This window comes from Cupriavidus sp. FW216-B1 (genome assembly GCF_058789195.1).
This window is the reverse complement of record NZ_JBYTEL010000002.1, coordinates 323536-347429: the sequence shown is the minus strand read 5'-3', so window position 1 is coordinate 347429 and position 23894 is coordinate 323536. Positions and strand designations below refer to the sequence as shown.

Sequence of the window (23894 nt, the reverse complement as noted above, 5' to 3'; positions counted from 1 at the left end):
TTACTTGCTGGCCGCGCTTTCGAGCGCGTGGCCCGCTGCCTTGGTGTCCTTGCCGATGCCGGCCACGGTGTTGCAGCCGGCAAGTTGCAGCATGCACAGGCATGCGAGGGCGGTCAGGGCGTATTTCATGATGAAACGGCGTGTGTCGGTGTGTGGGATAACGAAGCGCGGTCCACCTCAGCCGAGCCGGCGGATGTCGACGAAATGGCCCTCGATGGCGGCCGCGGCGGCCATCGCCGGGCTCACCAGGTGGGTGCGCCCGCCCGCGCCCTGGCGGCCTTCGAAGTTGCGGTTCGAGGTGGACGCGCAGCGCTCGCCCGGATCGAGGCGGTCGGCATTCATGGCCAGGCACATCGAGCAGCCCGGCTCGCGCCACTCGAAGCCGGCTGCCTTGAAGACCTTGTCCAGCCCTTCGCGCTCGGCCTGCGCCTTGACCAGCCCGGAGCCCGGCACCACCATCGCCAGCTTCACGTTGCCGGCCACGCGGCGGCCCAGCTTCTGCACCACCCACGCGGCGGCGCGCATGTCCTCGATGCGGCTGTTGGTGCAGGAGCCGATGAAGACCTTGTCGATCTTGATGCTGCTCACCGGCACGTTGGGCTGCAGGCCCATGTATTCCAGCGCGCGCTCCATCGCGTTGCGCTTGTTCGGGTCCTTTTCCTTCTCGGGATCCGGCACGCGGTCTTCGATGCTGACCACCATCTCGGGCGAGGTGCCCCAGGTCACTTGCGGGCGCACGTCTTCCGCGCGCAGCTCCACCACCTGGTCGAACTGCGCGCCGGCGTCGGAATGCAGCGTGCGCCAGTAGGCCACGGCATGGTCCCACTCCACGCCCTGCGGCGAGAACGGGCGGCCCTTGACGTACTCGAGCGTGATGTCGTCCACCGCCACCAGCCCGGCGCGCGCGCCGGCCTCGATGGCCATGTTGCACACCGTCATGCGCCCTTCCATGCTCAGCTCGCGGATGGCCGAGCCGGCGAACTCGATGGTGTAGCCGGTGCCGCCGGCGGTGCCGATCTTGCCGATGATCGCCAGCACGATGTCCTTGGCGGTGCAGCCGCGCGGCAGCTTGCCTTCCACGCGCACCAGCATGTTCTTCGCCTTCTTGCCCAGCAGCGTCTGCGTGGCCAGCACGTGCTCCACCTCGGAGGTGCCGATGCCGTGCGCCAGCGCGCCGAACGCGCCGTGCGTGCTGGTGTGCGAGTCGCCGCACACCACCGTCATGCCCGGCAGCGTGGCGCCCTGCTCCGGCCCGATCACGTGCACGATGCCCTGGCGCAGGTCGTTCATCTTGAACTGGGTGATGCCATAGGCGTCGCAATTGGTGTCCAGCGTGTCCACCTGCAGCTTCGAGACCGGATCGGCGATGCCCTGGCTGCGGTCGGTGGTCGGCACGTTGTGGTCCGACACCGCCAGGTTGGCGCTGATGCGCCAGACCGGACGCTGCGCGAGCTTCAGGCCTTCGAACGCCTGCGGGCTGGTGACTTCGTGCAGCAGGTGGCGGTCGATGTACAGCATCGTCGTGCCGTCGTCCTCGACGTGCACGGTGTGGTCATCCCAGAGTTTGTCGTAAAGCGTCTTGGCCATGATGCGATGGGCGGGCCGGGACCGTTCGGTACAGCACGGTTGGCGGCGTCGCGCGGTAGTTTGCGGGGAGGTTTTGTCGCGCCGGATGCGTGCAGGAAATGCGGCTTGCAGCAATGCTTGACATCACAATCGATTATGCCACAGCGATAGCGCACGGCCGGCCTCCGCCCGCGCGGATCGGGCCTGCCGATGTAATGTGATTGGCGAAAGGGGGATTTCGCCGATGGCGAAAAGGGGCTGGCGCCCTCCCCCGCCGCGGGGAAGAGCGCCAGAGGTCAGCCGCCCAGGTAGGCGCTCCTGATGCGGTCGTTGGCCAGCAGGTTGGCGCCCGTGTCCGCCAGCACCACGCGGCCCGTCTCCAGCACGTAGCCGCGGTCGGCCACGCCCAGCGCCTTGTTGGCGTTCTGCTCGACCAGGAACACCGTCACGCCCTCGTCGCGGATGGCGCGGATGATGTCGAAGATCTGCGCGATCACCAGCGGCGCCAGGCCCAGCGTGGGCTCGTCGAGCAGCAGCAGGCGCGGGCGGCTCATCAGCGCGCGGCCGATGGCCAGCATCTGCTGCTCGCCGCCGGACATGGTGCCGGCGCGCTGGCCCGAGCGCTGCTTCAGGCGCGGGAACAGCGTGTAGACGTGCTCGATGCCGGCCTCGACCTCGTCGCGCTTGCCGAAGAAGCCGCCCATCTTGAGGTTTTCCAGCACGGTCAGGCTGGGAAACACGCGCCGCCCTTCCGGCGAGATCGCCATGCCCAGGCGCATGATCTCGTGCGTGGGCAGGCGCGTGATGTCCTGCCCCTCGAACAGCACGCGCCCGCTGGAGGCGCGCGGCGAGCCGCACACGGTCATCATCAGCGTGGTCTTGCCGGCGCCGTTGCTGCCGATCAGCGTGACGATCTCGCCCTTGTTCACCTCGATCGACACGCCCGACAACGCCTCGATGGCGCCATAGTGGGTATGGACCTGTTCCAGCTTCAGCATTTAGTCCTCTCCCAGGTAGGCCTTGATCACGCGCGGGTCGTTGCGCACTTCGGCGGGCTTGCCGACCACGATCGGGCGGCCGTGCTCCATCACCAGGATGCGGTCGGACACGCCCATCACCAGGCTCATGTCGTGCTCGATCAGCAGCACCGAGATGTTGAACTCGCGGCGCAGCCGGTCGATCAGCTGCGACAGCTCGACCTTCTCCTGTGGGTTGAGGCCGGCGGCGGGCTCGTCGAGCATCAGCAGGCGCGGGTTGGTAATCATGCAGCGCGCGATCTCCAGCCGGCGCTGGTGGCCGTACGACAGCGTGCCCGCCTCGCGGTTGGCCACGTCGCGCAGGCCCATGCGCTCGAGCCAGACCGCGGCGCGCTCCAGCGCCGCGCGCTCGGCGCGGCGGTAGGCCGGCGTGGCGAACAGGCCGTGCAGCAGGCCGGCGCGCACCTGCAGATGCTGCGCCACCAGCAGGTTCTCGACCACGGTGAGCTGCCTGAACAGGCGGATGTTCTGGAACGTGCGCACCAGGCCGCGGCGCGCCACCTGGTGGCTCGGCAGGCGGGCTATCGAATGCCCGTCCAGCGTGACCTCGCCCGCGGTGGGCCGGTAGAAGCCGCCCACGCAGTTGAACACCGTGGTCTTGCCGGCGCCGTTGGGGCCGATGATGGCGAAGACCTCGTCGCGGCGCACGTCGAAATCGATGCCGTCCACGGCCAGCAGGCCGCCGAAGCGCATCTGCAGGCCGGAGACCTTCAGCAGTTCCGCCGGTTGTACTTGGTGTGCCTGGCTCATTGCGGCAACTCCACGTGGGGGCGGCTCGCGGGCAGCAGGCCCTGCGGACGCCACATCATCATCAGCACCATCACCAGGCCGAAGATCAGCATGCGGTACTCGGCGAAGCCGCGCGCCACCTCGGGCAGCACGGTCAGCAGGATCGCGGCGAGGATCACGCCCAGTTGCGAGCCCATGCCGCCCAGCACCACCACCGCCAGGATCAGCGCGGACTCGATGAAGGTGAACGATTCGGGATTGACCAGGCCCTGGCGCGCGGCGAAGAAGGCGCCGCCGAGGCCGGCGAAGGCCGCGCCCAGCGTGAACGCCGACAGCTTGATGCGGGTCGGGTTCAGGCCCAGCGAGCGGCACGCGATCTCGTCCTCGCGCAGCGCTTCCCACGCGCGCCCCATCGGCATGCGGATCAGCCGGCTGGTGACGAACAGCGTGAAGGCCACCAGCAGCAGCGCCAGCAGGTAGAGGAAGATCACCATGTGCTCGCCGCTGTAGTCCCAGCCGAGCAGCTCGTGGAAGGTCTTGACGCCCTCCACGCTGGCGCTGCGCGCCATCTCGATGCCGAACACGGTCGGCTTGGGAATGCCCGAGACGCCGTCCGGGCCGCCGGTGAGGCTGGTCAGGTTGTTGAGCAGCAGGCGGATGATCTCGCCGAAGCCCAGCGTGACGATGGCCAGGTAGTCGCCGCGCAGGCGCAGCACCGGGAAGCCCAGCAGGAAGCCGAAGGTGGCCGACATGCAGGCGGCGATCGGCAGGCATTCCCAGAAGGTCAGGCCGAAATACTGGTTGAGCAGCGCGTAGGTGTAGCCGCCCACCGCGTAGAAGCCCACGTAGCCCAGGTCGAGCAGGCCGGCGTAGCCGACCACGATGTTCAGGCCCAGCCCCAGGATCACGTAGATCAGCGCCAGCGTGGCCACGTCCACCGCACCGCGCGAGCCGAAGAACGGCCACACCAGCCCGGCGGCCAGCAGCAGCCAGATCACCTTGCGCTGGCGGTCCGCGCCCAGCGCCGGCATCGCCGGCAGCCTGATGCCGGCGCTCGCGCGCAGGAACAGCGGCTTGCACAACTGGAACAGGAAGACCGCGCCGACCGCCAGCCAGACCGGCTGCCAGTGCGGCTCGAGCACCACCTTGTAGCCGTCGAGCTTGAGCTGCAGGCCCAGCACCGGCACGGTAAGGATGGCGGTCATGAGCGCCGCGGTAATCGCGTTCTTGAGGGATTGCCCCATCGATGCGTCGTTTCTCATCGCGCGCTCCTCAGACTTTTTCCACGTCCGGCTTGCCGAGCAGGCCGGTCGGGCGGAACAGCAGGATCAGCACCAGCAGGCCGAAGGCCACCACGTCCTTGTATTCGGCCGGCATGTAGCCGGAGGCGAAGGTCTCGGCCAGGCCCAGCAGCACGCCGCCCAGCATGGCGCCGGGAATGCTGCCGATGCCGCCCAGCACCGCCGCGGTGAAGGCCTTGATGCCGGCCACGAAGCCGATGAACGGATTGAGCTTGCCGATGGTCAGGCCGATCAGCACGCCGCCCACGGCGGCCAGCATGGCGCCCAGCACGAACGTGAACGAGATCACGCGGTTGGTGTCGATGCCGAGCAGGTTGGCCATGCGCATGTCCTCGGCGCAGGCGCGGCAGGCGCGGCCCATGCGCGAGTGGCCGATGAACAGCGTCAGCGCCACCATCAGCACCAGCGTCACGCCGACGATCAGCAGGCGCGAGTACGGCACGGTCACGGTGAAGTCGCCGCCCATCTGGAATTCGATGGCGCCGGAGATCAGCACGGGCACGGAGACGTCGCGCGCGCCCTGCCCGATCTGCACGTAGTTCTGCAGGAAGATGGACATGCCGATGGCGGAAATCAGCGGCACCAGCCGCGGCCCGCCGCGCAGCGGCCGGTAGGCCACGCGCTCGACGGCGAAGCCGTACATGCCGGTGACCAGCACCGACACCAGCAAGGCGGCGCCCAGCACCAGCGGCAGCGGATACCCGGCCTGCACGCCGATCGCGGTGAGCGTCACCAGGCCCACGTAGGCGCCGATCATGTAGATCTCGCCGTGGGCGAAGTTGATCATGCCGATGATGCCGTAGACCATCGTGTAGCCGATGGCGATCAGCGCATAGATCGCACCCAGCGTCAGGCCGTTGACCAGCTGCTGGGTGAACTGTGGAAGGAACTCGTTCATGCGGGAAGCCCCATTACTTTGAAACCGGCGCCTTGAAAGCGGCGAGCCCCGGGACCGGCGAGGCCGGCCAGGACGGATGCCGCGCGCGCCGCGCTCATGCCGCGGCGCGCGGGCCGGCCGGGCCGCGGCCCGATACCAAAACGCCCCGCCGGTATGCCGGGCGGGGCGTGCGAAGCCGATGTGCGGCTTAGTTGGCTGCGGTCTTGGTGGCGTCCTTGTGCCAGGTGAAGACGACGAACTTGAACGACTTGAGGTCGCCCTGGGCGTCGTACTCGACCTTGCCGATCGGGGTCTGGAAGGCGTTCTTGTGCATGTACGCGGCAACCTTGGCCGGGTCCGTGCTCTTGGCGCCGGCGATGGCGTCGCCGATGATCTGCACCGCGGCGTACGACGGCATCTGGAACGGGCCGTTGGCGTCGCGCTTCTTGTCGGCGAAGGCCTTGACCAGCGCGGCGTTGGCCGGGTCGGCCGAGAAGTCGGCCGGCAGCGTCACCAGCATGCCTTCGGAGGCCGGGCCGGCGATGGCCGTCACGTCCTTGTTGCCCACGCCTTCGGGGCCCATGAAGGTGGCCTTGACGCCCTGCTCGCGCGCCTGGCGCAGCAGCAGGCCCATCTCGGGGTGGTAGCCGCCGAAGTAGACGAAGTCCACGCCCTGCGACTTGAGCTTGGTGATCACCGCGGAGTAGTCGGAGTCGCCGGCGTTGATGCCTTCGAACACGGCCACCGGGATCTTGGCGGCTTCCAGGTCCTTCTTCACCGACGAGGCGATGCCCTGGCCGTACGACTGCTTGTCGTGCAGCACGGCGACCTTCTTGGGCTTGACCTTGGCGATGATGTACTGGGCGGCGGCCGGGCCTTGCTGGTCGTCGCGGCCGATGGTGCGGAAGATGAACTTGCGCTTCTTGTTCTCGGTGAGCTGCGGCGCGGTGGCCGACGGCGTCACCATCACGACGCCTTCGTTCTCGTAGATGTCGGAGGCCGGGATCGTGGAACCCGAGCACACGTGGCCGATCACGTACCTGATTTTCTGGCTGACGATCTTGTTGGCGACGGCGACGGCCTGCTTCGGTTCACAGGCGTCGTCCATCAGCACCACTTCGAACTTGTTGCCGCCGGCGCCGCCGGCCGCGTTGATCTGCTCGATGGCGGTCAGCGCGCCGGCCTTGACCATGTCGCCATACTGCGCAACCGAGCCGCTCATGGGGCCGGCGATGGCGATCTTGACGGTTTCCGCGTGGGCGGCGGCGCCGAAGGCCGCCAGTGCGGCGGCCAGGGAGATGGACGTAAGACGGGACAGCGTCATCAGGAGCTCCTCGATTATGTAGTGGTCACGGGCTGGTGGCGGCATGACCTGCGCAATCGAACAACACCCGCGAACTACCGCCGAGAAAAACGCCCGAGCGCGGAAGACGGGCCGACGAAGACAATGAACAGCGTATGCGGGGCCCGGCATGTGTCAGCCCCGCGCCGTGACGAAGGACCTTGGTTCGGAAAGACAACGTGGATGCGTTCTCTATTGCGCAGGTGATTCGCCTGCCCCGCTCGCCGCGGCGCAATCCGGAAGGGTGGCCCGGCTGCTGTCGGCAAAGCAGCCCGCATTATAGGGGCAAATTTCCCGTCCGGCATCAAATCCGCACAATTAATGAGGACCTTAGCGGCTCAACCACGGCACAAATGGCCAGAAATTGCCGGTTTCACCACCTGGGCGGCAACGATTCTCCCGCAATGCACAAAGCGGTGCCGGCCTTGAATGACAAACGCCCCGGCAAGCCGGGGCGTCTGGTATTGCTGCACTGCTTGTGGCGCTGCCGCGGGCGGCCGCGCGGGCCGCCCGCCGCGGAAAATCAGCGCTTGCCGATTTCCGGCACGTCGCGGCTGGCCGCGCCGTTGAACAGCTGGCGCGGACGGCCGATCTTGTATTCCGGATCGGTGATCATCTCTTCCCACTGCGAGATCCAGCCCGGGGTGCGGGCCAGCGCGAAGATGCAGGTAAACAGCGAGGTCGGGATGCCCAGCGCGCGCTGCACGATGCCCGAGTAGAAGTCGACGTTCGGGTACAGCTTGCGGCTGACGAAGTATTCGTCTTCCAGCGCGATCTTTTCCAGCTCCATCGCCAGCTTGAACAGCGGGTCGTTGTGCAGGCCCAGCTCGTTGAGCACTTCGTAGCAGGTTTCGCGCATCAGCTTGGCGCGCGGATCGTAGTTCTTGTACACGCGGTGGCCGAAGCCCATCAGGCGCACGCCCGAGTTCTTGTCCTTGACCTGCTTGATGAACTCGGTGATGTTGTCGACGCTGCCGATTTCCTCGAGCATCTTCAGCGCGGCTTCGTTGGCGCCGCCGTGGGCCGGACCCCACAGGCAGGCCACGCCGGCGGCGATGGCGGCGAACGGGTTGGTGCCCGACGAGCCGGCCAGGCGCACGGTCGAGGTCGAGGCGTTCTGCTCGTGGTCGGCGTGCAGGATGAAGATGCGGTCGAGCGCGCGCTCGAGCACCGGATTCACGGTGTACGGCGCGCACGGCGTGCTGAACATCATGCGCATGAAGTTGCCCGAGTAGGACAGGTCATTCTGCGGGTAGACGTACGGCTGGCCGATGTTGTACTTGTAGGCCATCGCGACCAGGGTCGGCATCTTGGCGATCAGGCGGATCGCGGAGATTTCGCGCTGGTGCGGATCGTCGATGTCCATCGCGTCGTGGTAGAACGCGCTCATGGCGCCCACCAGGCCCGTCAGCACGGCCATCGGGTGGGCATCGCGGCGGAAGCCGCGCAGGAAGAACTGCATCTGCTCGTGAACCATCGTGTGGTTCATCACGGCGTCGACGAACTCTTCCTTCTGCTTGGCGTTGGGCAGCTCGCCCTTGAGCAGCAGGTAGCAGGTTTCCAGGTGATCGCACTTGGTGGCCAGCTGCTCGATCGGGTAGCCGCGGTACAGCAGCTCGCCCTTGTCGCCGTCGATATAGGTGATCTTCGAGTTGCACGAAGCCGTCGACATGAAACCGGGGTCGTAAGTGAACTTACCGGTTTGACCGTACAGCTTGCGAATATCGATTACGTCCGGACCTACGGTACCGGTGTAAATCGGCAGCTCAACGCTGGGGGAACCATCGGAAAACGATAGCGTGGCTTTCACATCGGACGGTGTCATGTCGGTTCCTTCAAATGCTTGACTAATGATGTTGACGATACTCAGACCGAACGCAGCAGAGAGATCACATGCCGCATCGGGGGCGTGTCGAGCTCACCGTCCAGCTCCTTGCGGGCAAGCAGCAGGTCCATCAACTCGTTGTCGCCCAGCTCGAACAGCTGGGAGAGCGAAGCCACGTCCTCATCGGACAGGTTTTGCTCGTAACGGTTGAAAAAACGTTCGACGATGATGTCGTTCTCCAGGAGGCCGCGCCGCGCGCGCCAGCGCAATCGCGCACGCCGGTGCGGATCGGCCTGGTGGGAGAAACTGGGGGAAGTACTTTCGCTCATAGGTCCCTACCTACTTCCGGCGCATCGCCCGGGCTGCATGGTGCAGGCCCGGGCTGACGCGCCGCTTACAACCACCGCGCGGTCAGACCGAGCGGCGAACCATCAGCTCCTTGATCTTGCCGATGGCCTTGGTCGGGTTCAGCCCCTTCGGGCAGACGTCGACGCAGTTCATGATGCTGTGGCAGCGGAACAGGCGGTACGGGTCGTTCAGGTCGTCCAGGCGCTGGCCGGTGGCCTGGTCGCGGCTGTCCGCGATGAAGCGGTAGGCCTGCAGCAGGCCGGCCGGGCCGACGAACTTGTCCGGGTTCCACCAGAACGACGGGCACGACGTCGAGCAGCTCGCGCACAGGATGCATTCGTACAGGCCGTCGAGCTCGTCGCGCTCCTCGGGCGACTGCAGGCGCTCTTTCTCGGGCGGCGGCTCGTCGTTGATGAGGTACGGCTTGATCGAATCATACTGCTTGAAGAACTGCGTCATGTCGACGATCAGGTCGCGCACGACCGGCAGGCCGGGCAGCGGGCGCAGCACGATGCGGTCCGGCAGCTCGCGCATGTTGGTCAGACAGGCCAGGCCGTTCTTGCCATTGATGTTCATGGCGTCCGAACCGCACACGCCTTCGCGGCACGAGCGGCGGAACGAGATCGACTCGTCCAGCTTCTTCAGCTTGACCAGCGCGTCCAGCAGCATGCGCTCGTGACCGTCCAGCTCGACCTCGTAGGTCTGCATGCGGGGTGCCGCATCCTTGTCCGGATCGTAGCGGTAGACTTCGAAAATACGCTTCATTTCTGTGGGTCCTGTTTAGCTCTTCGACGCGGTGCTCAGAAGGTCCGGGCCTTGGGCGGAACGCTTTCCACCGTCAGCGGCTCCATCTTCACCGGCTTGTAGTCGAGGCGATTGCCTTCGCTGTAGAACAGCGTGTGCTTGAGCCAGTTCTGATCGTCGCGATTGGGGAAGTCGCTGTGGGCGTGCGCGCCGCGCGATTCCTTGCGGGCTGCCGCCGAGATCATGGTCGCCTTGGCCACTTCCACCAGGTTGGACACTTCCAGGGCTTCCACCAGCGCGGTGTTGAAGACCTTGGACTTGTCCTTGAGGTGGATGTTGGCAGCGCGCTCGGTCACTTCCAGGATGCGCTCGACGCCTTCGTCCATCAGCTTCTGCGTGCGGAACACGCCGGCATGCGACTGCATGTTCTTGCGGATGTCGTTGGCCACGTCCTGGGTGTACTCGCCCGACGACGACGACTGCAGCTTGGCCAGGCGCGACAGCGCGCGGTCGGCGGCGTCGGCCGGCAGCGGCTTGTGCTCCTTCTGCTTGATCGCGGTCGCGGCGATGTGGTTGCCGGCCGAGCGGCCGAACACCACCAGGTCCAGCAGCGAGTTGGTGCCCAGGCGGTTGGCGCCGTGCACCGACACGCACGAGCATTCGCCGATCGCGTAGAAGCCGTTGATGACCTCGTTGGGGTTGCCGTTCTTCGGCGCCACCACCTGGCCGTGGAGGTTCGTCGGGATGCCGCCCATCTGGTAATGGATGGTCGGGACCACGGGAATCGGTTCCTTGATCGCGTCGACGTTGGCGAACTTCAGGCCGATTTCACGGATCGACGGCAGGCGCTTCATGATGGTGTCCGCACCGACGTGGGTGAGGTCCAGCAGCACGTAGTCGCCGTTCGGGCCGCAGCCGCGGCCTTCCTTGATTTCCTGGTCCATCGAGCGCGAGACGAAGTCGCGCGGCGCCAGGTCCTTCAGCGTCGGCGCGTAGCGCTCCATGAAGCGCTCGCCGTCCTTGTTGCGCAGGATGCCGCCTTCGCCGCGCACGCCTTCGGTGATCAGCACGCCCGCGCCGGCCACGCCGGTCGGGTGGAACTGCCAGAACTCCATGTCTTCCAGCGGCACGCCCGCGCGCGCCGCCATGCCCAGGCCGTCGCCGGTGTTGATGAAGGCATTGGTGGAAGCGGCGTAGATGCGGCCCGCGCCGCCGGTGGCGAACAGCGTGGTCTTGGCTTCGAGGATGTAGACTTCGCCGGTTTCCATTTCCAGCGCGGTCACGCCCAGCACGTCGCCGTCCTCGTCGCGGATCAGGTCCAGCGCCATCCATTCGACGAAGAAGTGGGTCTTGGCGCGCACGTTGCGCTGGTACAGCGTGTGCAGCAGCGCGTGGCCGGTGCGGTCGGCCGCGGCGCAGGCGCGCTGGACCGGCTTCTCGCCGTAGTTCGAGGTGTGGCCGCCGAACGGGCGCTGGTAGATGGTGCCGTCGGCGTTGCGGTCGAACGGCATGCCGAAGTGTTCGAGCTCGTAGACCACCTTGGGCGCTTCACGGCACATGAATTCGATCGCGTCCTGGTCGCCCAGCCAATCGGAACCCTTGATGGTGTCGTAGAAGTGATAGTGCCAGTTGTCCTCGCTCATGTTGCCGAGCGAGGCGCCGATGCCGCCCTGCGCCGCGACGGTGTGCGAGCGCGTGGGGAACACCTTGGACAGCACGGCCACGTTCAGGCCGGCTTCCGCGAGCTGGAGGGATGCGCGCATCCCGGCGCCGCCCGCCCCGACGATGACCACGTCGAAACGTCGACGCGGCAATCCAGTCTTGACTGCGACCATTTATTACACCCTCCAGAGAATCTGAGCAGCGTAGCTCGCACAACCGACGAGCCACAGAATCGTAAGAACTTGCAGCACGAGGCGCACGGCCATCGGCTTCACATAGTCCATCCAGATGTCGCGCACGCCGATCCAGGCATGGAACAGCAGCGACAGGATGGTGAGGAACGTGATGACCTTCATCCACTGATTGGAGAAGAGACCCGCCCACGCTTCGTAGGAAGCGCCGTTCGAGAGCAGGAAGGAAATCGCCAGCACGACGGTGAAGACCACCATGATGACCGCGGTGACGCGCTGCAGGAGCCAGTCTTTCAGACCGTAGTGCGCACCGACGACAAGACGCTTGGGACCGATATTATTATTTGCCACCTTGACTCTCCTCAAAACAGGCCGAACAGCTTCAGGCCGAAAATCGCGGTGAGCAACAGGCTGACGACCAGCACGGCGACGGCGGACTTGGCCGAGGCGGGCTTGGTCACGCCGACGTGCACGTCGAGCAGCAGGAAACGGATGCCGGCGCAGAAATGGTGCAGGTAGCCCCAGATCAGGACCAGCAGAACCAGCTTGACGAAGCCGCCGGACAGAAGCGCCGAGAACTTTGCGAAGCTCAGTTCCGAGGTGACGCTTTGCTCGAACAGATAGAGCACGAAAGGAAGGAGGAGGAACATCAGGGCACCGCTCGCGCGATGCAGGATGGACACCTTGCCGGCCCAGGGCAACCTGTAACGCGCTAGCTGCGTGACATGGATGTTCCGGAACTCCGGCCTGGCTTGTTTGACGGCTTCAGCCATGCGAGACCCCATTTTGCGGTAAACAAAAAACGAAACTACTCAATGCCCTGCATGCAAATGAATGCAGTTGGAGCAAATCCACATAATTTTAGCGCCTTTGTTGCGCGGCGCACCAATAATTTTCAGCTATCGCGCACCAACATGGCGTGCCCGACAATCGCACGCGGCTACGCCACGGCGTAATATTTCCCTGCTTCGGCGCAACGGCGGGCAGCCATCATCGCGACGACAGCAATAATCATCCGGGATAACCACTCGGCAGCTAGCTCAAATCGTTCTGATAATAGTGCCGGGTAGTGACATACAAACCGCGCCGGACTTCGACGGGGCGATCGCCGTAGGTGAAGGAGACACGCTCGACGGACAGCAGCGGCGTGCCGGCCTCCACGGACAGCAGGGCGGCGGTGGCGGCATCGGCGGCCACCGCGCGGATCTTTTCCGAGGCCCGGATCATGCGGGTGCCGAACTCGGCCTCGAACAATGCGTACATCGGGCCCTTCCACTCGGTCAGCTTCTCCGCGGTCAGGCCTTTGAAATTGGTGCCCAGCAGCCAGATCTCGTCCAGCACGGTGGGCTCGCCGGAGAAGAACAGCACGCGGCGGATCTGCACCACGCTGTCGCCGGTGCGGATGTCGAGCAGGCGGGCGATCTCGGCCGGGGCGCGCAGGCGCTTGCACTCCAGCACCTGGCTCGCGCCATAGTGCGGCTCGCCCTCATCGGGCACGAGACGCAGGAAACGGAACTTGACGCCATCCTCGTGATGGGTCGTGACGAAGGTGCCCTTGCCCTGGCGGCGCGCCACCAGGTTCTCGGCGGCGAGCTCGTCGATGGCCTTGCGCACGGTGCCCTGGCTGACCTTGTAGCGGGCCGCCAGGTCCATCTCGCTGGGGATCATCTCGCCCGGCTTCCATTCGCCGGACTGCAGGCTCTGGGTGATGAGCGCCTTGATCTGCTGGTAAAGGGGGCTGAACGTGGGCGAAACCGCCGCGACGGGCGATTGCGCTCCGGCGCCGGACGTAGCGGCGCCGTTATCCTGCGCTGCAGCAACGGCAGTACCAACGAGGGGCGTGGGCAGGGATGACATAGCCGAATTTCACCACAAAACGGCGGAGGGCGTCCAGCGCGGCATCAAATGTCTTATGTCTTATATAAGACATATGAATTGACATTGCAGATATGGGCGCCTACACTCCCGCTGGTTTCGACGCCGGCACCGCTCTGGATACGGCACCCCTCTTCGCAGTAGACTTACGCCTTGTCGCACCCCATGACCCGTTGTGGCTCACTCCAGTCGGCATCGCTCCCAGCGCGCCGGCGGACTGCCGCCTGCCGCCGTGGCGACGAACCCGCACCCGGTGACGTCCGGACCACCGTCCGGCGCGACACTGTCCAGTTTCCCCCTCTTTTCGTTTGGAGATGTACTCATGGCTAAAGCCCCAATGCGCGTCGCAGTGACCGGCGCCGCTGGCCAGATCGGCTATTCCCTGCTGTTCCGTATCGCCAACGGCGACATGCTGGGCAAAGACCAGCCGGTCATCCTCCAACTGCTCGACCTCCCGCAAGCCCAGGCCGCCGTCAAGGGCGTCGTGATGGAACTGGAAGACTGCGCGTTCCCGCTGCTGGCAGGCGTGGTGATCACCGATGATCCCAAGGTCGCCTTCAAGGACGCCAACGTGGCCCTGCTGGTCGGCGCCCGCCCGCGCAGCAAGGGCATGGAGCGCAAGGACCTGCTCGAAGCCAACGCCCAGATCTTCACGGTGCAGGGCAAGGCGCTGAACGAAGTCGCCAGCCGCGACATCAAGGTGCTGGTGGTCGGCAACCCGGCCAACACCAACGCCTACATCGCCATGAAGTCGGCGCCGAACCTGCCGCGCGAAAGCTTCACCGCCATGCTGCGCCTCGATCACAACCGCGCGCTGTCGCAGATCGCCGCCAAGATCGGCAAGCCGGTCTCGTCGATCGAGAAGCTGTTCGTGTGGGGCAACCACAGCCCGACCATGTACGCCGACTACCGCTACGCCACCGTCGACGGCCAGAGCGTCAAGGACCTGATCAACGACCACGCCTGGAACAACGACGTGTTCCTGCCGACCGTCGGCAAGCGCGGCGCCGCCATCATCGAGGCGCGCGGCCTGTCGTCGGCCGCCTCGGCCGCCAACGCCGCCATCGACCACGTGCGCGACTGGGTGCTGGGCACCAACGGCAAGATCGTCACGATGGGCATCCCGTCGAACGGCGAATACGGCATCCCGGCCGACACCATGTTCGGCTACCCGGTGACCACCGCCAACGGCAAGTACGAGATCGTCAAGGGTCTGGAGATCGACGCCTACAGCCAGGAAAAGATCAACATCACCCTGAAGGAACTGGAAGAAGAAAAGGCCGGCGTGCAGCACCTGCTCGGCTGATCCGCTTCAGATCCAGTCCCAGGCAGCGCCGATGACCAGGCCGGAGCCCCGCAACGATTCACGGATCGGCGCGGGCTCCGGCTTTTTTCATGCCCGCGCCGCCCGGCCCTCCCACCTCGAAAAGAATCCATAACGTGCACCCCTCCGAGGTCTTGTTCCAGGGCGAAGCCATTGCGGCCCAACTGCCGGTGTGCGACCACTACGCCGGCAATGAGAAGCTGATGCTGAAATCGCTGGCCCTGCAGCAAGAGCTTGGGCCGGTCTTCGACATCACCCTCGACTGCGAGGACGGCGCCGCCGTCGGCCTCGAGCGCGAGCACGCCGAACTGTGCGCGCGCCTCGTCAACGGCCCGCAGAACCGCTTCAACCGCGTCGGCGTGCGCATCCACGACCCGGCCCACCCGGCCTGGCGCGCCGACGTCGACATCCTGGTCGGCAGCGCCGGCGCGCGCCTGGCCTACGTGGTCGTGCCCAAGGTGGCCGACGTGGTCGAGGTCGCGCGCGTGACCGACCACGTCAACCAGGTGGCGCGCGCCGCCGGCATTGCCCGCCACATCCCGATTCATGTGCTGATCGAGACACACGCGGCGCTCGAGCAGGTCTTCGACATCGCCCGCCTGGTGCAGGTCGAATGCCTGAGCTTCGGCCTGATGGATTTCGTCTCGGCCCACCACGGCGCGATCCCGGGCGAGGCCATGCGCTCGCCGCAGCAGTTCGAGCACCCGCTGATCCGGCGCGCCATGCTGGAGATCTCCGCCGCCTGCCACCGCTACGGCAAGGTGCCCTCGCACAACGTCAGCACCGACATCGCCCAGCCCGAGCGCGCCGGCGAGGACGCCCTGCGCGCGCGCGCCGAATTCGGCTACCTGCGCAAGTGGAGCATCCACCCGAGCCAGATCGGGCCGATCGTGGCGGCCTTCCGCCCGAGCGGCGCGGAGATCGGCACGGCCAGCGAGATCCTGCTGGCCGCCTACGAAAACAACTGGGCGCCGATCCGGCACCAGGGCCAGCTCCACGACCGCGCCAGCTACCGCTATTACTGGTCGCTGCTGCAGCGCGCCCACGCCACCGGCGCGCGTCTGCCGGGCACGGTGCTGGACTGCTTCTTTCCATGACCGCGGCGGCCCGCCCGCCAGACCGCCGACCGCCCCGCCAACAGAGAGGAGACGCGATGCCAGAGCAGCAGCCCGCCCCGCGGCCAACCCCGAAGCCCAAGAAATCCGTCGCCCTGTCGGGCGTGGCCGCCGGCAACGCCGCGCTGTGCACGGCAAGGCGCGTGCGGCGGCGGAATTGTGTAACCAATGGAAGGTGTGCTTCGCCCGGACTTTCAAATCGTAGAGAATAGCGGCGGATATGTGGCTGCCGGCCCCTGGCCCCCCGTCACCCGCCTTTGACCCAACCATGAAGGAACCCACAGAATGAAGCATCTCGTCCTCGCCGCCTGCATCGGCGCCTTTTCGCTGACCTCCGCCGGCGTTGCGATGGCCCAGGAACCGGCCAAGAAGGCCGCTCCCGCCAAGAAGGCGCCCGCCCACAAGGCCGCCCCCAAGAAGAAGGCAACCGTCGCTGCCAAGGAAGTCCCGGCCGTGCCGGCCGGCGAGAAATGGCAGTGCGAACTGGGCCACTCCCTCTACATCAGCGGCAACATGCTGCGCGACGAAGTCATCGCCGTGAACTGGGAGGGCAAGGAATACCGCCTGCCGCGCCAGTCCACCGTGACCGGCGCCGACCGCTATTTCGACGCCCGCTCCGGCATGGACCTGGTGGTGATCCCGAGCAAGGCCATGCTGTTCAACAAGAACGCCGGCCAGCGCCTGGCCGACGAATGCCAGACCGCCGACATGCTGGCCGGCGGCTCCGCCCCGACCCAGGCCGGCGCACTGCGCGCGCCGGTGGCCACGCCGCTGCTGGTGGCGCCGCCGTCCGCGCCGGCCACCGCCGAGGCCGGCCAGCCCGCCACCGCGCAGAAGTGACGCCGCGCGACGCCGCCGCGCGGGCGTCGCACCGGCATCGCGGAGCATCAGTCATCGGCAGTATCGGAAAGGCATAAAAAGGCACCAGGCAGCACAAATTCCCGAGGGGACCCATGTCTGCACCTATTGCGAACGTCCGGCCGGAGCCCGATCAGGTACTGGCCGACATCGTCGACTACGTGACCGGCTACCAGATCAAGAGCGCGCTGGCCTTCGACACGGCCCGCAACTGCCTGATCGACACCCTCGGCTGCGGCCTGGAAGCCTTGTCCTACCCCGCCTGCACCAAGCTGCTGGGTCCCATCGTGCCGGGCACGGTGGTGCCCAACGGCGCCCGGGTGCCGGGCACCCAGTTCCAGCTCGACCCGGTACAGGCCGCCTTCAGCATCGGCGCCATGATCCGCTGGCTCGACTTCAACGACACCTGGCTGGCCGCCGAATGGGGCCACCCGTCGGACAACCTCGGCGGCATCCTCGCCACGGCCGACTGGCTGTCGCGCAACCACGTGGCCGCCGGCCGCAAGCCGCTGGCCATGAAGCAGGTGCTCGCGGCCATGATCAAGGCCCACGAGATCCAGGGCTGCATCGCGCTGGAAAACTCGTTCAACAAGGTCGGCCTGGACCACGTGGTGCTGGTCAAGGTGGCCTCCACCGCCGTGGTCGCGCACATGCTGGGCCTGGCGCGCGAGGAGATCATCAACGCGGTCTCGCTGGCGTGGGTCGACGGCCAGTCGCTGCGCACCTACCGCCACGCCCCCAACACCGGCAGCCGCAAGAGCTGGGCCGCCGGCGACGCCACCAGCCGCGCCGTGCGCCTGGCCCTGATGGCCCGCACCGGCGAGATGGGCTACCCCTCGGTGCTCACCGCCCGGGGCTGGGGCTTCTACGACGTGCTGTTCAAGGGCCAGCCGTTGCGCTTCCAGCGCCCCTACGGCACCTACGTGATGGAGAACGTGCTGTTCAAGATCGCCTACCCGGCGGAATTCCACGCGCAGACCGCGGTGGAGGCGGCCATGACCCTGCACGGCCGGCTCGCCGCCGCCGGCAGGACGGCCGCCGACATCCGGCGCATCACCATCCGCACCCACGAAGCCTGCATCCGCATCATCGACAAGACCGGCCCGCTGGCCAACCCGGCCGACCGCGACCACTGCATCCAGTACATGGTCGCCGTGCCGCTGCTGTTCGGCCGCCTGACCGCCGCCGACTACGAGGACCGCATCGCCGCCGACCCGCGCATCGACGCGCTGCGCGCCAGGATCGCCTGCGTGGAAGACCCCGCCTTCACCGCCGACTACCACGACCCCGACAAGCGCGCGATCGCCAACGGGCTGACCGTGGAGCTGAACGACGGCACGGTGCTGCCCGAGGTGCTGGCGACCTACCCGCTCGGCCACCGGCGCCGCCGCGCAGAGGGCATCCCGCTGCTGGTGGAGAAGTTCAGGACCAACCTCGCGCGCCGCTTCCCGGAGCGCCAGCAGCAGGCCATCCTGGCGGTGTCGCTGGACCAGGCGCGCCTGGAGGCGATGCCGGTCCACGAGTACGTGGATCTGTACGTCATCTGAGCACCGCGGGCGCGCGCCGGGCGCCGGCTTGCCCTACAATCGACGCGGTGCAAACGTTGGCCTGGCCTCGTCTGCGCAAGACAGCATGCGGTGGCCGGCAATAGAATCGGCAGCACGGCCGGCGGCACGATCGGGGAAACAGGGAAGCAGAGAAGCAAGAAAAAAAGCAGCAGGCATCAGCATGGCGCCCCCGCCGGCGGCCGCAGCACGAATGACGGATTTACGAATCAAGCCAGTCCGCACCATCTTTCGAATGGAGTAAGGCAATGCCCCACAATCTCAATAAGACTCTGAAAGAATTCAAGATCAGCCCGGGCCTCAAGGGCCAGTACTATTCCCTGCCGCAACTGGGCAAGGCGCTCGGCGTGGCCATCGAACGCCTGCCGGTATCGATCCGCGTGGTGCTCGAATCGGTGCTGCGCAACTGCGACGGCAAGAAAGTCACCGAGGAACACGTCAGGCAGCTCGCCAGCTGGAAGCCGGTGGCCGAGCGCGTGGACGAGATCCCGTTCGTGGTGGCGCGCGTGGTGCTGCAGGACTTCACCGGCGTGCCGCTGCTGGCCGACCTGGCCGCCATGCGCAACGTGGCCGAGAAGATGGGCAAGAACCCCAAGAAGATCGAGCCGCTGGTGCCGGTGGACCTGGTGGTCGACCACTCGGTGCAGATCGACCACTTCCGCGAGAAGAAGGCGCTCGACCTCAACATGCAGCTGGAATTCCAGCGCAACAACGAGCGCTACCAGTTCATGAAGTGGGGCATGCAGGCGTTCGACACCTTCGGCGTGGTGCAGCCGGGCTTCGGCATCGTGCACCAGGTCAACCTCGAATACCTGGCGCGCGGCGTGCACAAGAAGGACGGCGTGTACTACCCGGACACCCTGGTCGGCACCGACAGCCACACCACCATGATCAACGGCATCGGCGTGGTCGGCTGGGGCGTGGGCGGCATCGAGGCGGAAGCCGGCATGCTGGGCCAGCCGGTCTATTTCCTGACGCCGGACGTGGTCGGCGTGGAGCTCAAGGGCCGCCTGCGCGAAGGCGTCACGGCCACCGACCTGGTGCTCACCATCACCGAGATGCTGCGCCGCGAAAAGGTGGTCGGCAAGTTCGTCGAGTTCTTCGGCGAGGGCACCGCCAGCCTGGCGCTGCCGGACCGCGCCACCATCGGCAACATGGCGCCCGAGTACGGCGCCACGATGGGTTTCTTCCCGGTCGACGAGAAGACCATCGACTACTTCAAGGGCACCGGCCGCACGGCCGAGGAGATCGCCGCGTTCGAGGGCTATTTCCGCGCCCAGGAGATGTTCGGCGTGCCCAAGGCCGGCGACATCGACTACACCAAGGTGCTCACGCTCGACCTCGGCAGCGTGACCCCCTCGCTGGCCGGCCCGAAGCGCCCGCAGGACCGCATCGAGATCGGCAGCGTCAAGGCCACCTTCGCCTCGCTGTTCGCCAAGCCGGTGGCCGAGAACGGCTTCAACAAGGACATCGCCGAGCTGGACAAGACCTACACCACGAGCAACGGCGTCGACGTGAAGAACGGCGACGTGCTGATCGCCGCCATCACCTCCTGCACCAACACCTCCAACCCGAGCGTGCTGCTGGCCGCGGGCCTGCTGGCCAAGAAGGCGGTGGAGGCCGGCCTCAAGGTGGCGCCGCACATCAAGACCTCGCTCGCCCCCGGCAGCCGCGTGGTGACGGAATACCTGCAGGCCACCGGCCTGCTGCCGTACCTGGAAAAGCTGGGCTTCGGCGTGACCGCCTACGGCTGCACCACCTGCATCGGCAACGCCGGCGACCTCACGCCGGAACTGAACGAGGCCATCACCAAGAACGACCTCGTGGCCGCCGCGGTGCTGTCCGGCAACCGCAACTTCGAGGCGCGCATCCACCCGAACATCCGCGCCAACTTCCTGGCCTCGCCGCCGCTGGTGGTGGCCTACGCCATCGCCGGCAACGTCACGCGCGACCTGATGACCGAGCCGGTCGGCACCGGCAAGGGCGGCCGCGAGATCTACCTGGGCGACATCTGGCCGAGCTCGGAGGAAATCCACGCCCTGCTCAAGTTCGCCATGAACGCCGACGTGTTCCGCACCAACTACGAGCAGGTCAAGAAGCCGAGCAAGCTGTGGGCCAAGGTCAAGGGCACCAAGGGCCAGGTCTACGACTGGCCCGCGTCCACCTACATCGCCGAGCCGCCCTTCTTCCAGGACTTCGGCATGGAGCCGGCCGCGACCCAGGCGAGCGTGCGCGGCGCGCGCGCGCTCGGCGTATTCGGCGACTCCGTGACCACCGACCACATCTCGCCGGCCGGCTCGATCAAGGAATCCTCGCCCGCGGGCAAGTACCTGCAGGCCAACGGCGTGCTCAAGGCGGACTTCAACAGCTACGGCTCGCGCCGCGGCAACCATGAAGTCATGATGCGCGGCACCTTCGCCAACGTGCGCATCAAGAACCTGATGCTGCCGGTCAAGCCCGACGGCTCGCGCGTGGAAGGCGGCGTCACGCTGCACCAGCCTTCCGGCGAGGAAATGTCGATCTACGACGCCGCCATGCAGTACATCGCCGAAGGCACGCCCACCGTGGTGTTCGGCGGCGAGGAATACGGCACCGGCTCGTCGCGCGACTGGGCGGCCAAGGGCACGCAGCTGCTCGGCGTCAAGGCCGTGATCACGCGCAGCTTCGAGCGCATCCACCGCTCCAACCTGGTCGGCATGGGCGTGCTGCCGCTGCAGTTCAAGGGCAACGACAGCGTGCAGACGCTCGGCATCATCGGCAACGAGACCTTCGACATCGAAGGCATCGAGGGCGAACTGAAGCCGCAGCAGGACGTCACGCTGGTGATCAAGCGCGTCAACGGCGACGTGCAGCGCGTGCCGGTGCTGCTGCGCATCGACACCCCGATCGAGGTCGACTACTACAACCACGGCGGCATCCTGCCGTTCGTGCTGCGCCAGCTGCTGGCCGCCTGAGCGGACGGCCCCCTCGCGGGGCTTGCCGGCAGGGTCCGAAGCCGCTGGCCGCGCCTCCTCCGGGAGGTACGCGGCCAGCGGCTTTTTCGTTCCCGAAAGCGCCGCAGGCGCCGCCTGGCGGGTGGCGGCCCGGCCGCCGGCCTGTGTAAGTTCCACGCAAGCCTGCGCTGCGACACTGCCATCAACAACAAGAAAGCACCGCGCGCGCGGCGGCTTCCGACACGCATCCCATCCCGGAGACAAACATGGCAAAGATCTTCATCGCATTCGTCGTCATCGCCGGCGCGGCGCTCTACCTGCTCACCAAGGGCGGCGGCGACATTTCCATCGGCGGCGAGCAGCACAGCGTGGAAAGCCACGCGCCCGAAACCCCGCAGCCGCCCGCGCAGAAATAGGCGGCATCGGGACCGGCATCCCGGCGCATATCGGGCCGGATGCCCGGCCGGCGCGCGGGCGGCACTGCCCCGCCCGCGCCCGGCGGCGCCCATGCGGCGGCGCACGCCATGTTTTGTCAACGTAGCGAGTAGAATACCGTTTTACCGAAAAACGGATGATCTCGACTTATGGCAGGTTTTCGCCCCAAGGCTTCCCAACGTCTTTCGCCTGACGCCGAGCGTCTGGTGGCCGATGCGCTCGCGCTCGATGCCTCGGGCAGCCGCATGGAGGACGGGTACTGGGAGCGGCGGCTCTCGCAACGCCTGGGCCGGCTGCTGAAGAACGGCAGCCAGTCCGCGCTCGACGCGGCGCTCGAACACCTGTTCAAGCACAACGCCGACGCCTCCGACGTGCTGGCCGAGCAAGCCGAGACCCTGGCCGAATCCGCCACCGTCGACATCGACGGTGTCAGCTACGACGCCCTGCTGATCGCCGCGCCCATCCTCGCCCACACGCGCTACGCCATTCCCTCGGGCGCGCTCAAGCCCGAGCTGGCGCAGACGCTGTCGGTGCACCTGCAGGCGCACGTGCTGGCCGCGGGCACGCGCATGGCGCTCTCGCCCTACCTGTACAGCATCGACCAGCTCCCGCGCACGCACAGCGACACCTTCGCGCTGACCTACAAGCTGGTGTCGGCGGCGATGTCCGGCGCCACGCCCAAGGTCGACCTGCGCGACCTGCCGGAAACCGCGCCGATCCTGGCCGACCCGCGCTACCTGCTGGCGGTGGTGGTGGCGCCGCACGAGCAGGCCCTGTTCCGCTGGCAGGAAGACGCCAAGGACCACCACGCCGAGCGCTCGATGTGCCTCGAGCAATGGCGCACCCAGGTGCAGCCGTCGATCGCGCTGCTGCTGCCGGGCTGTGAGTTCGAGCTGCTGCTGCCGGACGCCTTCTTCCTGTCCTGCCGCGAATCGGACAAGAGCATCCGCCCGCTCACCGTGCGCGCGGCGGTCAACTACCTGTGTGGCACGCTCGACGTGCCCGCCGGCCAGATGGCCGCGGTGGTGGCCGCCTTCGGCGAGGAAGAGGTCGAGGAATACCGCGTCGGCTTCACCATGCGCGGCGAGAAGGACGTGATCTACGGCATCGTCTGGCCGGTCTACGGCCGCGAGTCCGGCGAGATCGACGCCACCGACAAGGACAACCCGCTCGAGCAGATCTGCGAGGAGCTGCGCAATGCCGGCGTGGAAGACATCTTCCGCCACGCCGCGCTGTTCGACCCCGAGTATTGCGAAGACTGCGGCACGCCGCTCTACGCCGACCGCTCGGGCGAGATCGTGCACGCCGAACTGCCCGAGGACGCGCCGACGCAGCAGCCGCTGTTCCACTGAGCGCGCCCCTTCCCCGCTCGTTCGCCGACGGCCCGCCTTGCGCGGGCCGTTTTCGTTGACGGGGGCCGGTCAGGCCGGCGGCGGGCTCACGCAGCGCCACAGCGCGTGGCCCGAGGCCGCGTACTTGCGCTCGAACGGCGTGATGGCCTCGGCCGGCCGCCACGGCTCGACCGCCGCCGGCCGCCCCACCAGCGCCAGCGCCTGGGCGAACTCGTCGATGTAGACCTGCCAGTTGCTGCGGCACTCCAGGTAGCCGCCGCAGGCGGCCAGCGCCGGGAACACCGCGTGGCCCTGCCAGCGCCGCCCGAGGTGGCCGATCTTGGGCCACGGATTGGGATAGAGCACGTAATGGCGCGCCACCGGCACATGTTCGGCCTGCAGCAGGCGCCAGACGTCGACGAGGTCGGCCCGCGCCCAGGTGAAGTTGGCGGGCAGCGGCCCGTCCCACCAGTCCTTGCCGCCGGCCAGCCGCTTCTCGGACTGGTCCACGCCGATCACGAAGTGGTCCGGAAACGCCGTGGCCAGCCGCAGCGTGCTCTCGCCCACGCCGCAGCCGGCGTCGAGGATCAGCGGCGCGGCCCCGGCGCGCTGCCATTGCTGCAGCGCAAGATCGAGCGCGCGCCGGCTCGGCTCGCCGATCGGCTTGCGGAACGGCTCGGCGAGGTGGCGGGCCACGCGCGCGGCGAGATGGTCGTGGACATCGGCCTGGGCCGAGGTGATGGTGCGGGAATTGGCGAACATGGGCGCGATTCTACCGGCTGGCCGCCGCGCCGGTGGACAGGCGCGGCGCCGGCGGCGAGCATGAGGACATGCCG

At 66.9% G+C, this 23894-nt stretch carries 22 protein-coding genes; 7 read left to right on the top strand and 15 right to left on the bottom strand.

The features are described from left to right. The 14 genes from AC3WXD_RS08545 to AC3WXD_RS08480 all read right to left on the bottom strand — a co-directional run bounded on the left by AC3WXD_RS08545 (position 1) and on the right by AC3WXD_RS08480 (position 13479). On the bottom strand, positions 1-129 hold the full coding sequence (locus tag AC3WXD_RS08545; protein WP_196812830.1) for an entericidin A/B family lipoprotein: 129 nt from the start codon (positions 127-129) through the stop codon (positions 1-3). Positions 130-177: 48 nt separating this feature from the next. After that, entirely contained in the window at positions 178-1587 is a 1410-nt protein-coding gene (gene leuC, locus AC3WXD_RS08540; protein ID WP_020200766.1) for a 3-isopropylmalate dehydratase large subunit, read from the bottom strand. A gap of 275 nt (positions 1588-1862) precedes the next feature. After that, positions 1863-2564, bottom strand: a complete 702-nt coding sequence (locus tag AC3WXD_RS08535; protein WP_492323519.1) for an ABC transporter ATP-binding protein — start codon at positions 2562-2564, stop codon at positions 1863-1865. Continuing rightward, positions 2565-3353 carry a high-affinity branched-chain amino acid ABC transporter ATP-binding protein LivG gene (livG, locus tag AC3WXD_RS08530; RefSeq protein WP_492323518.1) on the bottom strand — a complete coding sequence of 263 codons (789 nt, stop codon included), beginning with the start codon at positions 3351-3353 and terminating at the stop codon, positions 2565-2567. Further along, entirely contained in the window at positions 3350-4594 is a 1245-nt protein-coding gene (locus tag AC3WXD_RS08525) for a high-affinity branched-chain amino acid ABC transporter permease LivM (RefSeq protein ID WP_454731912.1), read from the bottom strand. Before AC3WXD_RS08525 ends, livG begins: the two co-directional genes overlap by 4 nt. A 10-nt stretch (positions 4595-4604) precedes the next feature. After that, positions 4605-5531: a high-affinity branched-chain amino acid ABC transporter permease LivH gene (gene livH / locus AC3WXD_RS08520; protein WP_020200770.1), complete on the bottom strand. Its 927-nt coding sequence runs from the start codon at positions 5529-5531 to the stop codon at positions 4605-4607. Positions 5532-5718: 187 nt separating this feature from the next. Beyond that, on the bottom strand, positions 5719-6834 hold the full coding sequence (locus AC3WXD_RS08515) for a branched-chain amino acid ABC transporter substrate-binding protein (RefSeq protein ID WP_020200771.1): 1116 nt from the start codon (positions 6832-6834) through the stop codon (positions 5719-5721). A 541-nt stretch (positions 6835-7375) separates the two neighbouring features. Then, positions 7376-8677 (bottom strand): citrate synthase, encoded by a 1302-nt coding sequence (gltA, locus tag AC3WXD_RS08510; protein ID WP_029043132.1) that lies wholly within the window; start codon positions 8675-8677, stop codon positions 7376-7378. A 41-nt stretch (positions 8678-8718) separates the two neighbouring features. Further along, positions 8719-9006, bottom strand: a complete 288-nt coding sequence (locus AC3WXD_RS08505; protein WP_059411347.1) for an FAD assembly factor SdhE — start codon at positions 9004-9006, stop codon at positions 8719-8721. Positions 9007-9088: 82 nt separating this feature from the next. Continuing rightward, complete coding sequence (locus AC3WXD_RS08500; protein ID WP_020200774.1) at positions 9089-9790, bottom strand: succinate dehydrogenase iron-sulfur subunit; 702 nt, start codon at positions 9788-9790, stop codon at positions 9089-9091. 35 nt (positions 9791-9825) lie between these two features. Continuing rightward, a complete protein-coding gene (sdhA, locus tag AC3WXD_RS08495) occupies positions 9826-11604 on the bottom strand; it encodes a succinate dehydrogenase flavoprotein subunit (RefSeq protein ID WP_029043134.1) in 1779 nt (592 codons plus the stop codon). Between the two features lie 3 nt (positions 11605-11607). Beyond that, a complete protein-coding gene (gene sdhD, locus AC3WXD_RS08490; protein ID WP_020200776.1) occupies positions 11608-11973 on the bottom strand; it encodes a succinate dehydrogenase, hydrophobic membrane anchor protein in 366 nt (121 codons plus the stop codon). Between the two features lie 11 nt (positions 11974-11984). Then, positions 11985-12395 carry a succinate dehydrogenase, cytochrome b556 subunit gene (sdhC, locus tag AC3WXD_RS08485; protein WP_029043135.1) on the bottom strand — a complete coding sequence of 137 codons (411 nt, stop codon included), beginning with the start codon at positions 12393-12395 and terminating at the stop codon, positions 11985-11987. Positions 12396-12657: 262 nt separating this feature from the next. Then, entirely contained in the window at positions 12658-13479 is an 822-nt protein-coding gene (locus AC3WXD_RS08480) for a GntR family transcriptional regulator (RefSeq protein WP_029043136.1), read from the bottom strand. Positions 13480-13819: 340 nt separating this feature from the next. On the opposite strand from AC3WXD_RS08480, the gene AC3WXD_RS08475 reads away from it, so the two are divergent. The 7 genes from AC3WXD_RS08475 to AC3WXD_RS08445 all read left to right on the top strand — a co-directional run bounded on the left by AC3WXD_RS08475 (position 13820) and on the right by AC3WXD_RS08445 (position 23079). Then, complete coding sequence (locus AC3WXD_RS08475) at positions 13820-14803, top strand: malate dehydrogenase (protein ID WP_059411346.1); 984 nt, start codon at positions 13820-13822, stop codon at positions 14801-14803. 134 nt (positions 14804-14937) lie between these two features. Then, positions 14938-15918, top strand: coding sequence for an HpcH/HpaI aldolase/citrate lyase family protein (locus AC3WXD_RS08470; protein ID WP_059411345.1), 981 nt, complete (start codon positions 14938-14940; stop codon positions 15916-15918). Between the two features lie 303 nt (positions 15919-16221). Further along, on the top strand, positions 16222-16776 hold the full coding sequence (locus AC3WXD_RS08465) for a hypothetical protein (protein WP_020200781.1): 555 nt from the start codon (positions 16222-16224) through the stop codon (positions 16774-16776). Positions 16777-16889: 113 nt separating this feature from the next. Continuing rightward, positions 16890-18341 carry a bifunctional 2-methylcitrate dehydratase/aconitate hydratase gene (locus AC3WXD_RS08460; protein ID WP_492323517.1) on the top strand — a complete coding sequence of 484 codons (1452 nt, stop codon included), beginning with the start codon at positions 16890-16892 and terminating at the stop codon, positions 18339-18341. 266 nt (positions 18342-18607) lie between these two features. Beyond that, complete coding sequence (gene acnA / locus AC3WXD_RS08455; protein ID WP_020200783.1) at positions 18608-21313, top strand: aconitate hydratase AcnA; 2706 nt, start codon at positions 18608-18610, stop codon at positions 21311-21313. 245 nt (positions 21314-21558) lie between these two features. Beyond that, complete coding sequence (locus AC3WXD_RS08450; protein WP_020200784.1) at positions 21559-21708, top strand: hypothetical protein; 150 nt, start codon at positions 21559-21561, stop codon at positions 21706-21708. Positions 21709-21876: 168 nt separating this feature from the next. Next, positions 21877-23079 carry a DUF2863 family protein gene (locus tag AC3WXD_RS08445; protein WP_029043139.1) on the top strand — a complete coding sequence of 401 codons (1203 nt, stop codon included), beginning with the start codon at positions 21877-21879 and terminating at the stop codon, positions 23077-23079. Positions 23080-23148: 69 nt separating this feature from the next. Here the strand turns inward: AC3WXD_RS08445 and trmB are convergent, their stop codons facing one another. Next, positions 23149-23820, bottom strand: a complete 672-nt coding sequence (gene trmB, locus AC3WXD_RS08440) for a tRNA (guanine(46)-N(7))-methyltransferase TrmB (protein WP_020200786.1) — start codon at positions 23818-23820, stop codon at positions 23149-23151. Between the last annotated feature and the right edge of the window lie 74 nt (positions 23821-23894).